At 36.0% G+C, this 13,618-nt stretch carries 13 protein-coding genes; 4 read left to right on the top strand and 9 right to left on the bottom strand.

Features of this window, described 5'->3' with window-relative positions; genetic code table 11:
- Window positions 1-59 precede the first annotated feature (59 nt).
- From uvrA to ACEPXG_RS13695, 3 genes are all read right to left on the bottom strand, one after another.
- Entirely contained in the window at window positions 60-2,951 is a 2,892-nt protein-coding gene (gene uvrA, locus ACEPXG_RS13685) for an excinuclease ABC subunit UvrA (RefSeq protein WP_391203415.1), read from the bottom strand.
- Window positions 2,952-2,955: 4 nt separating this feature from the next.
- Entirely contained in the window at window positions 2,956-4,938 is a 1,983-nt protein-coding gene (gene uvrB, locus ACEPXG_RS13690) for an excinuclease ABC subunit UvrB (protein WP_391203418.1), read from the bottom strand.
- 117 nt (window positions 4,939-5,055) lie between these two features.
- On the bottom strand, window positions 5,056-5,292 hold the full coding sequence (locus ACEPXG_RS13695; RefSeq protein WP_391203421.1) for an IDEAL domain-containing protein: 237 nt from the start codon (window positions 5,290-5,292) through the stop codon (window positions 5,056-5,058).
- A 177-nt stretch (window positions 5,293-5,469) separates the two neighbouring features.
- Here ACEPXG_RS13695 and ACEPXG_RS13700 point away from each other — a divergent pair, with 177 nt between their 5' ends.
- Window positions 5,470-6,012: a competence protein ComK gene (locus tag ACEPXG_RS13700; protein ID WP_391203424.1), complete on the top strand. Its 543-nt coding sequence runs from the start codon at window positions 5,470-5,472 to the stop codon at window positions 6,010-6,012.
- Here ACEPXG_RS13700 and ACEPXG_RS13705 read toward each other — a convergent pair.
- Complete coding sequence (locus ACEPXG_RS13705) at window positions 6,009-6,374, bottom strand: hypothetical protein (RefSeq protein WP_391203427.1); 366 nt, start codon at window positions 6,372-6,374, stop codon at window positions 6,009-6,011. The genes ACEPXG_RS13700 and ACEPXG_RS13705 overlap by 4 nt on opposite strands.
- Before the next feature lie 162 nt (window positions 6,375-6,536).
- On the bottom strand, window positions 6,537-7,766 hold the full coding sequence (locus ACEPXG_RS13710) for an EAL and HDOD domain-containing protein (RefSeq protein ID WP_391203430.1): 1,230 nt from the start codon (window positions 7,764-7,766) through the stop codon (window positions 6,537-6,539).
- Between the two features lie 158 nt (window positions 7,767-7,924).
- Between ACEPXG_RS13710 and ACEPXG_RS13715 the strand changes: the two genes are divergently transcribed.
- The 3 genes from ACEPXG_RS13715 (at window position 7,925) to ACEPXG_RS13725 (ending at window position 11,050) form a co-directional block, all read left to right on the top strand.
- On the top strand, window positions 7,925-8,701 hold the full coding sequence (locus ACEPXG_RS13715) for an enoyl-CoA hydratase-related protein (RefSeq protein ID WP_391203433.1): 777 nt from the start codon (window positions 7,925-7,927) through the stop codon (window positions 8,699-8,701).
- Window positions 8,702-9,083: 382 nt separating this feature from the next.
- Entirely contained in the window at window positions 9,084-10,514 is a 1,431-nt protein-coding gene (locus ACEPXG_RS13720) for an FAD-binding protein (RefSeq protein WP_391209920.1), read from the top strand.
- Window positions 10,514-11,050 carry an MFS transporter gene (locus ACEPXG_RS13725; RefSeq protein ID WP_391203436.1) on the top strand — a complete coding sequence of 179 codons (537 nt, stop codon included), beginning with the start codon at window positions 10,514-10,516 and terminating at the stop codon, window positions 11,048-11,050. Before ACEPXG_RS13720 ends, ACEPXG_RS13725 begins: the two co-directional genes overlap by 1 nt.
- A gap of 202 nt (window positions 11,051-11,252) precedes the next feature.
- Here ACEPXG_RS13725 and ACEPXG_RS13730 read toward each other — a convergent pair whose 3' ends face one another.
- The 4 genes from ACEPXG_RS13730 to ACEPXG_RS13745 are packed head-to-tail and all read right to left on the bottom strand — an operon-like array spanning window position 11,253 to window position 13,423.
- Window positions 11,253-12,071 (bottom strand): class I SAM-dependent methyltransferase, encoded by an 819-nt coding sequence (locus ACEPXG_RS13730; RefSeq protein WP_391203439.1) that lies wholly within the window; start codon window positions 12,069-12,071, stop codon window positions 11,253-11,255.
- Window positions 12,052-12,621 (bottom strand): histidine phosphatase family protein, encoded by a 570-nt coding sequence (locus ACEPXG_RS13735; RefSeq protein ID WP_391209922.1) that lies wholly within the window; start codon window positions 12,619-12,621, stop codon window positions 12,052-12,054. The genes ACEPXG_RS13730 and ACEPXG_RS13735 overlap by 20 nt, the downstream gene beginning before the upstream one ends.
- 51 nt (window positions 12,622-12,672) lie before the next feature.
- Window positions 12,673-13,152 (bottom strand): DUF4306 domain-containing protein, encoded by a 480-nt coding sequence (locus ACEPXG_RS13740; protein WP_391203442.1) that lies wholly within the window; start codon window positions 13,150-13,152, stop codon window positions 12,673-12,675.
- A 58-nt stretch (window positions 13,153-13,210) separates the two neighbouring features.
- A complete protein-coding gene (locus ACEPXG_RS13745; protein WP_391203445.1) occupies window positions 13,211-13,423 on the bottom strand; it encodes a hypothetical protein in 213 nt (70 codons plus the stop codon).
- Between the last annotated feature and the right edge of the window lie 195 nt (window positions 13,424-13,618).

Below are 13,618 nucleotides of genomic sequence, written 5' to 3' on the forward strand. Positions count from 1 at the left end.
AAGTTAAAAGTCTGATTAACTTCTTACTCTACTTAATACGATTAAATGGAAAAAAGGTTTCACTTGGATTCTACTGCAACTTTTTTCTTTTTAGTTGCTTTTAATATTACTTCGTCCATTCTCCCGCGGTCGCGTTCCAAAATGGTTTTTAAATATTTCCCTGTGTAAGAGTCTTTTGTTTCAGCTATTTTTTCCGGTGTGCCTACTCCAACAATCATTCCACCTTTGTCGCCGCCTTCAGGACCCAAATCGATCATATAATCCGCTGTCTTAATCACATCTAAATTATGTTCAATAACTAGTACGGAGTCCCCATTTTCTACAAGACGTTGTAGTACCACAAGTAAACGTGCAATATCATCTACGTGCAAACCAGTTGTGGGTTCATCGAGGATATAAAATGATTTTCCGTTGGATCTTTTATGCAACTCGGAAGCAAGTTTTACACGTTGGGCTTCTCCCCCTGAGAGTGTCGTAGCTGGTTGACCTAACTCCATATACCCTAGACCCACGTCCACAATAGTTTGTAATTTACGGCTAATTTTTGGATGGTTTTCAAAAAACGCTAATCCATCCTCCACTGTCATTTTTAATACTTCCGCTATATTTTTCCCTTTATAATGTACCTCTAATGTTTCCCGATTATACCGTTTTCCATGGCAAACTTCACAAGGTACATAGACGTCTGGTAAAAAGTGCATTTCAATTTTAATAATTCCATCTCCACGACACGCTTCACAGCGTCCACCTTTTACGTTAAAACTAAATCTCCCTTTTTTATACCCTCTCACTTTTGCTTCATTTGTCGCTGCATATAAGTCACGGATATCATCAAATACCCCTGTATAAGTAGCAGGATTTGATCTTGGTGTTCGTCCGATAGGTGATTGGTCAATATCAATTACCTTTTCCAATTCCTCTATTCCTTCTATGCTTTTGTTTGCTCCCGGTTTCACTTTAGATCGGTTAAGCTTTTGTGCAAGCGACTTATAAAGAATTTCATTCACCAGCGTACTTTTCCCTGAACCAGAAACACCAGTTACTGCTGTAAATACCCCTAAAGGAATATCTACATTGACATTTTTTAAGTTATTTTCAGAAGCCCCTTTAATTTTGATAAAACGCCCATCTGGCTTTCTTCTTTCTGTTGGTAAAGGGATGAATTTCTTTCCACTTAAATACTGACCCGTTAGTGATTTTTTGTTTTTCATTACTTGTTCAGGTGTGCCTGCAGCGACGATTTCTCCTCCACGAATCCCAGCACCAGGACCAACATCGATTAAATAATCGGCTGCCATCATTGTGTCTTCATCATGCTCCACTACAATCAGCGTATTTCCAATATCACGCATATTCTTTAAAGTTTCGATCAATCGATCATTATCTCGTTGGTGTAAACCAATCGAAGGCTCATCCAATATATATAAAACCCCAGTAAGCCTTGATCCTATCTGAGTAGCTAGACGAATGCGCTGTGCTTCTCCACCAGATAATGTACCTGCTGCACGATTCAACGTTAAGTAATCGAGTCCGACATTTTCTAAAAAGCCTAGCCGTTCATGAATTTCTCTTAAAACTAATCGTGCAATTTGCATGTCTTTTTCAGATAAAGTCAATTGATTGAAGAAATGGTTTGCTTCTTCAATCGAAAACTCTGTTACTTGGGCAATATGTAAGGAATCTACTTTTACAGCAAGTGTTTCTTCCTTTAATCGATATCCTTTGCAAGTTGGGCAATTATGTTGAGCCATATATTTTTCCATTTGTTCACGAATATAATCAGAGGATGTATCTTTGTATCTTCGTTCAATATTGGATAGGACTCCTTCAAATTGAATCTTGTTGTCTCGTACTTGTCCAAATTCATTTTCATAGCGAAAATGAATTTTATCTTCTCCTGAGCCATACATAATCTTATTCCACTGGTCGATTGGCAATTTCTCCACAGGTACCTTCATTTTAATTTTGTAATGTTTGCATACTGCTTCTAATAACTTGGGATAGTATTGGGAACTTGTTGGTTGCCAGGCGATAATTGCCCCTTCTTCGAGTGTTAGTGTTTTATCGGGAACAACTAATTCTGGATCCACTTCTAGTTTAGTTCCTAATCCATCACACTCTGTGCATGCACCAAATGGACTGTTGAAAGAAAACATACGTGGTTCTAACTCACCGATAGAAAAACCGCAAATGGGACATGCATGATGCTCACTAAATAATATTTCTTCATGTTCCATCACATCAATTAATACTCTTCCATCTGCAATTCGAAGTGCGGATTCCAACGAATCACTTAAACGAGGTGCTACGCCTTCTTTCATCACAATTCGGTCAATCACTACTTCTATATTATGCTTTTTATTTTTATCTAAATTGATATCGTCATCCAAATCCATTAACTCACCGTCAACTCGGACACGTACATATCCTTGCTTCTTCATATCTTCCAGCAATTTCACATGAGTGCCTTTTCTCCCTGATACGATGGGAGCTAATACTTGCATACGTGTTTTTTCAGGATACTCGCTCAAACGATCGACCATTTGCTCAATCGTTTGTGAACTTATCTCAATCCCGTGTGTGGGGCATATCGGTTTTCCAACTCGAGCAAATAATAGACGCAAATAATCGTAAATTTCCGTTACAGTCGCCACCGTAGAACGTGGATTTTTACTCGTCGTTTTTTGGTCAATGGAAATGGCCGGTGAAAGACCCTCAATTACATCTACATCCGGTTTATCCATCTGCCCTAAAAATTGTCGTGCATAAGCCGATAATGACTCGACATAACGTCTTTGTCCTTCTGCATAAATCGTATCAAATGCTAGAGAGGATTTTCCAGAACCAGATAAGCCGGTCATTACAACAAGCTTATCCCTTGGTATTTTTAAACTTACATTTTTTAAATTATGTGCGCGAGCACCTTGTATAACAATCTCTTGATTTTTCACACTATCATCCTTCCAGCTTCAATTCCAGGATTGCATCACGTAATTCTGCAGCACGTTCAAAGTTTAGCGCCTTAGCCGAATCCTTCATTTCTTTTTCAAGATCTACTAATAAGGCCGCTTTTTCATCTTTTGTTAGTGCTTTTCCACTCGTTAACTTTTGTGCATAAGTCGCTTCTTCTTCTGCAACTTGTGATGCACGAATAACTTCTCTTATTTTCTTCTCGATTGTTTTCGGGGTAATTCCATGCTTTTCATTGTATTCCATTTGAATGGTACGTCGACGGTCTGTTTCATCAATTGCTTTGCGCATGGAATCCGTCATTTTATCTGCGTACATTATTACTGTTCCATGTGAATTTCGTGCAGCTCGTCCAATCGTTTGAATTAAGGAACGTTCGGAGCGTAAAAATCCTTCTTTATCCGCATCTAAAATAGCAACAAGGGATACTTCTGGAATGTCGATACCTTCACGAAGTAAGTTAATCCCAATCAATACATCATACGTTCCTAAACGGAGTTCTCGTATAATTTCAATTCGTTCCAATGTTTTTATTTCTGAGTGTAAATATTGAACTTTAATTCCTATTTCTTTTAAATAGTCGGTTAAATCCTCTGACATTTTCTTCGTTAATGTTGTAATTAGCACTCGCTCATTTTTCAAGGCTCTCTCATGTATTTCATTGATTAAGTCATCTATTTGACCTTCAATTGGTTTCACTGTAATGACTGGATCTAGTAGCCCTGTTGGACGAATAATTTGTTCAACCATATCAGGGGTATGTTCTAATTCATATGGACCCGGCGTCGCTGATACGAAGATAGCTTGATGAACATGATCTTCAAATTCTCCAAAAGTAAGTGGGCGGTTATCAAGCGCAGATGGTAATCGGAAACCATGATTTACTAGCACCGATTTTCTTGCTTGGTCACCATTAAACATTCCTCTTACTTGAGGCAATGAAACATGACTTTCATCTACTACTAGTAAAAAGTCTTTTGGGAAATAGTCAAGGAGTGTATATGGTGTCGCCCCTGCTTCCCGTAAAGTTAGATGACGTGAGTAGTTTTCAATCCCTGAACAAAAACCCATTTCTCTCATCATTTCTAAATCATAGTTTGTCCGCTGTTCCAATCGTTGTGCTTCGAGTAACCTATCTTCCTTACGTAAAATTTTAAGCTGTTCCACTAATTCTTTTTCTATATTTTCTATTGCAAAAAGCATTTTTTCTTCACGTGTAACGAAGTGAGATGCTGGAAATATTGCTACATGATCTCGTTCCGCTAATATTTCCCCTGTCAATGCATTAACTTCCCGTATTCGATCGATTTCATCTCCAAAAAACTCCACACGGAGACAATTTTCATCTCGAGAAGCTGGAAAAATTTCCACAACATCCCCTCTTACCCGAAAAGTCCCACGTGTAAAACTAATATCATTTCGTTCATATTGAATATCAACTAATTTTCGCAGTAATTGGTTTCGCTCAATTTCCATGTTAGTTCGAAGTGAAACGACCATTTCTTTATATTCTTCAGGATTTCCCAAACCATATATACATGAAACCGATGCAATAATAATGACATCTTTTCGTTCGAATAAAGAAGATGTGGCGGAGTGACGAAGCTTATCAATTTCTTCGTTTATACTCGAATCCTTTTCTATATAGGTATCGGTTTGCGGCACGTACGCTTCCGGTTGAAAATAATCATAATAGCTCACGAAATATTCTACTGCATTATTTGGAAAGAACTCTTTAAATTCACTATACAGTTGCCCTGCAAGTGTTTTATTATGTGCCATCACCAGTGTCGGTTTGTTTATTTGTTGAATAACATTTGAGATCGTAAACGTTTTCCCAGTACCAGTTGCACCAAGCAACGTTTGATGTTTTTTTCCTTCTCGAACGCCTTCTACTAATTGTTCAATTGCTCTTACTTGATCCCCTGCTGGCTCATACGGAGCTTGCAAATCGAATAGTTGATCCATAGTATGCCTCCTAAGGTTTAGATATCTTTAGTTTAACATAATTCGTTTTTAAAAACGAAGAAAACGAACGTATGTTTTTTGAGTTAGAAAAGAAAAACCGCTTTGCATAAGCGGCTTTTACTTTGTATTTTGTAATTGTTGTAATGCTTTCGTATACTTCATAAACTTTGCTTGATCTTTTTGATCAAGGGCCTCATCTATTAATCTTAATAATCGGTAACTACTTTGTTCCCGGTGGATAATGTTCAAAAACATATCAAGATATATTTCATTTAACAATTTTTCTGCAGAACTTTCTTTTCCGGTTTGACCCATTGCTTTCAAAAAATCTGCATATGAATATTGTTTGTCCATTTCCATCACCCCGATGTCTTTTTACCATTATATAAAAGTAAAACAAGAGTTGCAATCATTTTGAGAAAATTTAGATTTTAATGTTTATTTCAAAATTTTAAATATTCGTTATATTCGCTTGCTTTTTTTCCATATTTAACTATACTTGATGTATAAACTACTAAGGAGTGAATATGTATGACAATAAAAGCAGATGATAAATCCTTCCTAGTTTCATTTGAAACTGCGGTACTACAGCCGGTTCGAATAAATAACAAGATTTATACGAAGGTTACTAATATTTCAGGAGAATCCACTATAATAGGTAAAAAGCCTTACGACATTGTCCGTCAATCATGCGCCTATTACGGTTCTACTTTTCAACAAGCTAAACAACTTTCCAAAGATACTCTAGGTAATTACCTTAAACTACCAATAGTAGTTGCTCATGACTATGGAAATCCTTTTATATTAATACCACTCTTGTCTCCTAAATCGGATTTAAATGTTTGGTTTTCACTTAAAGCCATTGAAAGACTCGAAGCAAGTGAGGGTGGCTGTACGGTAGTATTAACAAACGGGGAAAAGATTACAGTAAATTCTTCCACTGTTACGTTAAGTAAACAAGTTGGGTTTGCAAATCTTTTAAATACACATTTTCTTAAACGGATGAGTCGCCTATCACATAACGAATTTATAACATCCCGAAATCAATTTTTCCAAAAAGAGTTCCAAGATTAACGAATTTTTTCCACAAGGGCAAAGTATATAGAAAGTAGTTCTTCCACTCTGTTACGAAGGCGGACGTTTAGGTAACGACGATGTTCTTCATACCCACCATGAAAAAAAACATACTCAGTGAACATATCATCCCCTTCACCACGAAGAACCTTCATACTATGTCGTCTCATATAAATATGCGTTTCTTTTAGTTCTTTTTGTACTTGCTTGGCAGCTTCTTCTACCATAGATATATATGGGCGTTTCAGCTTGAAGGGAGCTTGCTCGAAAATCATTCGATCTTTTTCTAAAATCGTTAATACCATCGGGAGATAGATCATGTTTTCTAAATATGGTATTGATTCTTCCGGTATTAGCGGCATGTCGCATTCTCCTTTTAGGAACACATGTTCTTTTATTAATTGTACATCTTTTATAAGAAAATGCAACTTTATTGATCAAGTATTTTCTACCAATTGAATGAATTAAAAAGAAAAATCTCGATGAGCAAGCGAAAAGCTCATCGAGATTTTTTATTAAAAGCATTAATTTATTATTTCAGCAGCCCAACGACGTGCTTCTAGATAAAAATTATTTAATACGGCGTGATCAATTTCAAGTATTGCAGCCCCAACTATCATGTCATTCCAACGAACTTCATCACAAGCAATGGCTAGCTCTAAAATAGGGGTCATTACAGTTTCAGTGCCAGCCAATGTTGCTGCCACTTCATCTGAAAGGGGGAGTTCCTGAAGTAGTTGGTCCATCGAACGGTGTAATAATGTATCAATTAAAGAAAACATCCCTATGATGAAATATTCAGAAGCATTTGGTAGAAACTTACGTCTTGCTAGTAAATCGCAAAACTTTGCTCGAAATAATGACGCTTCAATGAGGGCCATGCCATCACCTGAATGGCTTACCTTTGTTTCTCGAAGCAATAAAACATATAACCAGTGACTCAATTCTTCTAAACCAAGCATGAGTACCCCCTGCTTAATAGAACGAACCTTTGACTTCGTGCGAATTGCAGGTGAATTAATCATCTTTAAAACTTTAAAAGAAAGAGAAACATCCCGTTCGATTTCATCTGCAACCTCCTCGATTGATGCAGATTTATCCCGTAACAAGCCAATGATTCGAAAATATTGCGCCATATTTGTTGGTATTTCAGTTCCTTTAATAATTTCTGGTTTAGCAAAGAAATAGCCTTGAAAAAGCGTATAGCCTGAAGCTTTAGCCTCGTAAAATACCGCCCGTGTTTCCACTTTTTCCGCAAGCAAAACGACATTCGGATAATTTGTCTTTACAATTTGTTCAATTGCTAGTCTTTCTTTTGATGTGCTCGCAAGGAAATCTACTTTAATGAAGTTAACAAGAGAAAATAGCTCATCATACAAAGTAACATTTTTTTGAAGAACAAAGTCATCTAAAGCGATTAAAAAGCCAAGAGATTTAATTACTCTTATTTTTTGAATTAATGAAATCGTAATCGGAATATCCTCTAATATTTCTACGACTATTCGATCCTTTGGAAATTTCGCAAACACTTCTTTTTCTAGCAAATTTTCTGTAAAATTAATAAAACATAGTTTTTCTCCCGCTAGTTCATTAATACCTATTGTAAGAAATGAATGTACAAGCACATCTAAAGTAGCCGTATCACCGTCTAGAGCGGCAAAAGAATTACTTTGACCATCTCTATATAACAATTCATATGCAAAAATACGTTCATTTTTAGTAAAAATAGGTTGTCTCGCTACAAAAATGTCCATGCAAATTCCTCTAATCTTTAAAATTTCAATAACATAATTGTACCAAATTGGAAAAGGGAAATCGACCTATTATGAATCCATTACCTATAGATGACAGACTACTTGTAAAATGATATGTTTTGTATGGGGAAATAATTGTATTTTTAGGGGGAAAAGAAATGAAATCGATTTATTATGAACAGCATGGAAATTTGGCATATGTAACACTAAATAGACCTGATGCGCTAAATGCATTTAATTACGAGATGCTTCGAGAGCTAGGCGATATTACAGAGTCTATCCGCATAAATCCAGATATCCGTGTCGTAATTTTCACTGGAGCTGGAGAAAAATCATTTAGTGTAGGAGCAGACTTAAAAGAACGAAAAAATTTAACAGATCAACAAGTAAAACGTAATATTTATAAAATTGGAGAAGTATTCTCAGCAATTGAAAATCTACCACAACCAACGATTGCTATGCTAAATGGCTACGCATTTGGTGGAGGTACAGAGCTTGCACTAGCATGTGATTTCCGAATTGCAGCAGATGATATTCAACTAGGATTAACCGAAACAAGTTTAGCCATTATTCCAGGCGCTGGGGGAACGCAACGTCTACCGCGCCTTATCGGAGAAGCAAAAGCACTAGAGCTAATTTTAACAGCAAAAAGACTTAAAGCAGAAGAGGCACTAGCATACGGTTTAGTAACAAAAGTTACCTCTCGTGAAACATTAATTGTAGAAACAGACAGCTTCGCAGCACTGATGCTTGCCAATGGACCAATCGCACTTCAACAAGCAAAGTTTGCGATCAAACACGGCATGAATGTAGATTTGCATACAGGGTTAAACATTGAACGTAAAGCCTACGAAATCACTATTCCAACAGAAGATCGAATAGAAGCTTTAAACGCATTTAGTGAAAAAAGAAAACCAGTTTTTAAAGGGAAATAACTAATAAAATTTTAGGATAGTGAAGTGACTGAGTCACTTCACTATCCTTTTTTTTAGCAATTTGACGGTATGTTTGTTCGGTTTCCTCTTGGAAAAAGTGAAGACAAAATACACTTTGGGTATGTGGTAGTCGGACTAGCTTATGTGGTGTTCGATTCGGGTTATGTGGCACTCGGACTTGCTTATGTGGTGCTCAATTCGAGTTATGTGGCACTCGGAATAGCTTATGTGGTGTTTGATTTGGTTATGTGGCACTCAGCCCGGTTTAAGTAAAATTGGAATAAGTTATGTGGCACTCAATTGTCTTTAATTTTAAGAATATCCCAAAAACACTTCTTCAAATGGTAAAATATAGTTGCATTTGTAAAAGGAGGCGAGACTAATTTTCAAAAATCGTTATTTCGCTATTATTTTATATGCACTCTTATTAATTTGCTCCTTTAAACTATTTCAATTACAAATTTCCCATCCAATTGTAGAGGATTATGGGCGGCTTTTACCTATCAAGATGAAGGCTGTGAAATCAAGCGATGATGAGGAGAATGTTCGTAAAATTATAGAAGACGCGAATATGCATGATGATCCAATTTCTATTGCAGGTATGCAGCATAGTCAAGGAGGTCAAACCCTCTATCCAAATGGCATTCTACTCGATATGAAAAACTATAATAAAATTCTAGCATTAGATAAAGAGAATAAACTCATCACTGTACAAAGTGGAGTAACTTGGGCTGACATCCAATCCTATATCAACCCATATGGACTCGCTTTAATGGTTAGTCAATCCCAAAATATTTTCACAGTCGGTGGTTCGTTAAGTGTGAATGTGCACGGCCGCGACATTCGAAATACTTCTTTGATTGAATCCGTAGCATCATTTAGATTACTTAATGCAGCAGGGAATATTATTCATGTCAGTCGTGAAGAAAATTCTGAGCTCTTTCGGTTGGTCATTGGGGGTTACGGGTTATTCGGTGTAATTCTTGATGTAACATTGCAATTGACGGATGATGAACTCTATCAAGTTCAAACAAAATCGCTAGCTTACGATGAATATAGTTCTTATTTCGCTACTAATGTCCTTGGAAAGGATACTGTAAAAATGCATCTGGCAAGAATTTCAGTTGCACCAGATAACCTTTTGACCGATATGTATATTACGAACTATTTCACCACTGACCAATCACTGCTAAACAAACACTCTACATTAAAACGTGAGAGCATAATCGCAGTCCCAAAATTCTTTCTAGGTCTTTCTCGTATCAATGATTGGGGAAAGAATATGTTTTGGAAAACACAAGAAACATACAATAAGAAGATTGATGACTCTTATATTTCAAGAAATAATGTGATGCGCTCGGAATCAGCCTTTATGGAATATGACAGTACAAGTAAAACGGAAATATTGCAAGAATATTTCGTACCAGTAGATGAATTTACCAACTATATAGATGACTTAAGAGAAATGCTTCAAAAGGAAAAAGACTTTAATTTGCTGAACATTACTATTCGATATGTAAAGAAGAATGACGAGGCAGTCCTGTCTTATGCAAAAGAAGACATGTTTGCTCTCGTATTACTTATAAATCAAGGAACTAGTAAAGACAGTATCGTAGAAACAGGTCAAGTAGTTCGAAAGATGATTGATATTACGTTAGCTCATGATGGAAGCTATTATCTTCCTTACTATCAATACCCCACAAAAGAACAGTTGGAAGAGGCATATCCTAGAGCAGAAGAATTCTTTGAAATGAAGGAAAAATATGATCCTAATCACCGGTTCAAGAATCTTTTCTATGAGGAGTATCATTGATGAATTACAGAAGATTTATTGTCTATCAAAGCACTATAGGTATGGCGGCAAGTATGATTTTCCCATTCTATGTCTTGCTGTTAAAAAATGTCGGTAGCAGCTATTCACAGTTCGGATGGGCATATGGAATATTTGCACTAACTGCAGCATTAAGTTACCCCATAATTGGAAAGCTCGCTGATAAAACGGGAGATAAAATTCTATTAATCATTTATTCCTGGGGAATGGCACTGATATTGCTCGTTTTTCCACTTGCTTATGAAATTTGGCATGTTTATGGCCTTCAAGTTGTGATGGGATTACTTGGAGCGGTTCAGAAGAATTCGGAAAAAACAGTTCTAGCTCGTACTATAAAAAAAGAGACGGCAGGCAAGGAAATTGGTCTCTATCATATTTGGACATCTATTGGTGCAGCTATTGCAGTTATAGTTACGGGGTATTTAGTTGATTTTCTGACGATTGGCAGCATCTTTTATGTAGCTTCCATTGTATTTGCTTGGAGCGGGTTTTATATGATGAAATTGGAAAAGTCTTAAGTATTTGATTGGTGGATATGTGGTACTCAGATTGAGTTATGTGGCACTCGGTCCAGTTTATGTGGTACTCAGAATAATTTATGCGGCACTCGGATTGAGCTATGTGGTACTCAGCCTGAAATGTAATAGTTAGATAGTTATAAGCGTTTTTCAAGTGAATATATAGTTAAAAACAAATGAAAGAGAGACAAAACCATATATTTTATGATTTGTCTCTCCATTTATACTTTAAGGCAATTAACGTATATAATCCAGGCATATTATTTTCTACCCTTTCAGGTGAATTTGCAGGAAATGCCCACTTAACCCCTGCTTCTTCGTCTAGATAGTTAATATGAAGTCCGGAATTTGAAATGGCTGTAACAATTTCACCTAAAGTCCATCTTCGAATGTTTACTTTACTCAAAGCAGCACTCTCTTCCTCTGGTAGCAAAATGCTATAAGCAACATTCTCTTCCACCACTTCTTTACTAAAATAATCTCCATTTGCGATCATTTTATTTCCTTCAACATGCACTAATTTTGAAACGATAGGATGATAATCTCTTAAAATAAATTGACCGCCTGGCTTAAGTGAATCGTACACCACTTTAAATAGAGGTAGTAAATCAACGAAGTAATGTAATACACCTAGTTCTAATATCACGCAATCAAAATCCGCTAATCCTTCGTTCTCTGAAACTTCTAAAATATCTGAAACTATGTACTTCATATTTACATGGGCTTCTTTTGCTAGCTCCATCGCATATTTTCTATTTTCTTCCGATATATCCACTACCGTAACATCTGCTCCTAATAGCGCAAAAGATACAGCCTTATTCCCTTTAGACCCCAAGAAGTTAGCAATTTTTTTACCTTTTACAGTGCCTATGAGATTCAAATAGTGAGATACAGCATCTGTTGGTTTTTCCATTAACTTTTTAGCGTATTCTTTAGGTGAACCATGTCGATTAGTCCAAGCTTGATAAGCGGATTGATTCCACCCTATTTGATTTACACGACTAAGTGTTTTTTGTTCCATTACTCCACCTCCTAACCTCATTTTTACCGAGATTATATACTTTATATTTACCATTATTTGAGGGAAATCTTAGTATATTTTTATCTTTTGGTATACCTTCAAAATAAGCACCAATACAGCCAGTTGTACATTTGTGTCCAGATATTAAAATGTTTAGTTGTCTTTTGCCATTGTCAGCTTCTAGTTCCTTCATGAAGAAAAAAACCCTCTTTATATAGCTATGGATGTCTTCAACGCTCTTATAAACACTAGAATCAGGAACTACTCCATCCATTTTTACTTCTGCTTTTTTTAATCGATCAGCTTCTCCTAAATCAAATACATCCAGTCTAGTATCGATTATTACTTTAATACCCGTTGCTATCTCTGCTGTTTGAATCGCTCTTTCTTGTGGGGATGAAAAAACATAATCGAATTTTATGTTTTGAAGTTCGTCTCTTAAAAGTTCCGCTTGTTCTATTCCACTCGCATTTAATGGCAAGCCTAATCTTCCTTGCATTCTTCCTTCTTTATTCAAATCAGTTTGTCCATGCCTAACTACGTAAATCAATTTTTCACCTCTAATCAAAGACTGATATAAATTGGTTAAATTCAGCATCATTTACAGCATCTGTTTCCGGAATATCGTTAGATTAAACAATCTAAGTAGCGCAATAACTATTAGTAAAATGCCCAATAAAAGAAAACAATTGAAAAAAATCTTCAAACCAATAGTTGGTGAACTCGATACAAGAACACTTAATACTAAGAATATAACGCCAATACAAGATAGGAAGTAGGAATACTTCTTAATGTTACGTTTGAATAAAACATATCCCAGAAGGATTATAATGTACGTACTACTAAGTAACATAAGCAAAGGAAATATAGCTGTAAACTTAGCAGCATATACAAAATAATCAATTGTTAAAATATCGTCTGCTTGCATCACCGGACCATTAACTATTTCAGAAAAAATAGCGGTATATCTCCATTCCCAGGGTGTATTTAATATACTACTTCCTTCATACCAAGCGACAAGAGTAGAAAATACCAAAAACATGGAAGCGATACATAATTGGATAATAGTCTTAAAAGACATTTGTTCACCTCCACCATATTGTACTGACCCGCCAGCTCATTGAATAAAAATACGAGTATCATTTGTTCAATTGGTTGCTATTCTTTACGATAAAAAATTCTCTTATATATGCTCCTATTCCTGCTGAGCAACCTATCACTGCAATTATCATTACTCCTCTAACGAAAGTGTAAGGAGAAAAAACTACTTGCAAACTTCCCAATACAACTAGCATTCCTAGTAAAATGCATCCAGTAACTAGCTGCTGTTTAACTGATCTCTTCTTTTTCATCTTATCTCCTTCCTCAAACAATTTTTTTAATTTATATCCCCAACATAAGATGTAGCTTTACCTACTTATCTATTCTCCATCATTATCCAAAATTCCTTCATCTTGTGTATGTGTAAAATATTTCTCGAGGGTTTCCACTAGAAAAAATAAAGAAGGCGCTCTATCATAAATGTATGCTTCGTAGGGCAAATACAT

Source organism: Psychrobacillus sp. L4, from assembly GCF_042944905.1.
Lineage (GTDB): Bacteria > Bacillota > Bacilli > Bacillales_A > Planococcaceae > Psychrobacillus.

Bases quoted from the DNA above. Each gene is read 5' to 3' on its own strand.
- uvrB (WP_391203418.1), bottom strand. From the start codon at position 4,938: ATGGATCAACTATTCGATTTGCAAGCTCCGTATGAGCCAGCAGGGGAT.
- ACEPXG_RS13695 (WP_391203421.1), bottom strand. From the start codon at position 5,292: ATGGACAAACAATATTCATATGCAGATTTTTTGAAAGCAATGGGTCAA.
- ACEPXG_RS13700 (WP_391203424.1), top strand. From the start codon at position 5,470: ATGACAATAAAAGCAGATGATAAATCCTTCCTAGTTTCATTTGAAACT.
- ACEPXG_RS13705 (WP_391203427.1), bottom strand. From the start codon at position 6,374: ATGCCGCTAATACCGGAAGAATCAATACCATATTTAGAAAACATGATC.
- ACEPXG_RS13710 (WP_391203430.1), bottom strand. From the start codon at position 7,766: ATGGACATTTTTGTAGCGAGACAACCTATTTTTACTAAAAATGAACGT.
- ACEPXG_RS13715 (WP_391203433.1), top strand. From the start codon at position 7,925: ATGAAATCGATTTATTATGAACAGCATGGAAATTTGGCATATGTAACA.
- ACEPXG_RS13725 (WP_391203436.1), top strand. From the start codon at position 10,514: ATGAATTACAGAAGATTTATTGTCTATCAAAGCACTATAGGTATGGCG.
- ACEPXG_RS13730 (WP_391203439.1), bottom strand. From the start codon at position 12,071: ATGGAACAAAAAACACTTAGTCGTGTAAATCAAATAGGGTGGAATCAA.
- ACEPXG_RS13740 (WP_391203442.1), bottom strand. From the start codon at position 13,152: ATGTCTTTTAAGACTATTATCCAATTATGTATCGCTTCCATGTTTTTG.
- ACEPXG_RS13745 (WP_391203445.1), bottom strand. From the start codon at position 13,423: ATGAAAAAGAAGAGATCAGTTAAACAGCAGCTAGTTACTGGATGCATT.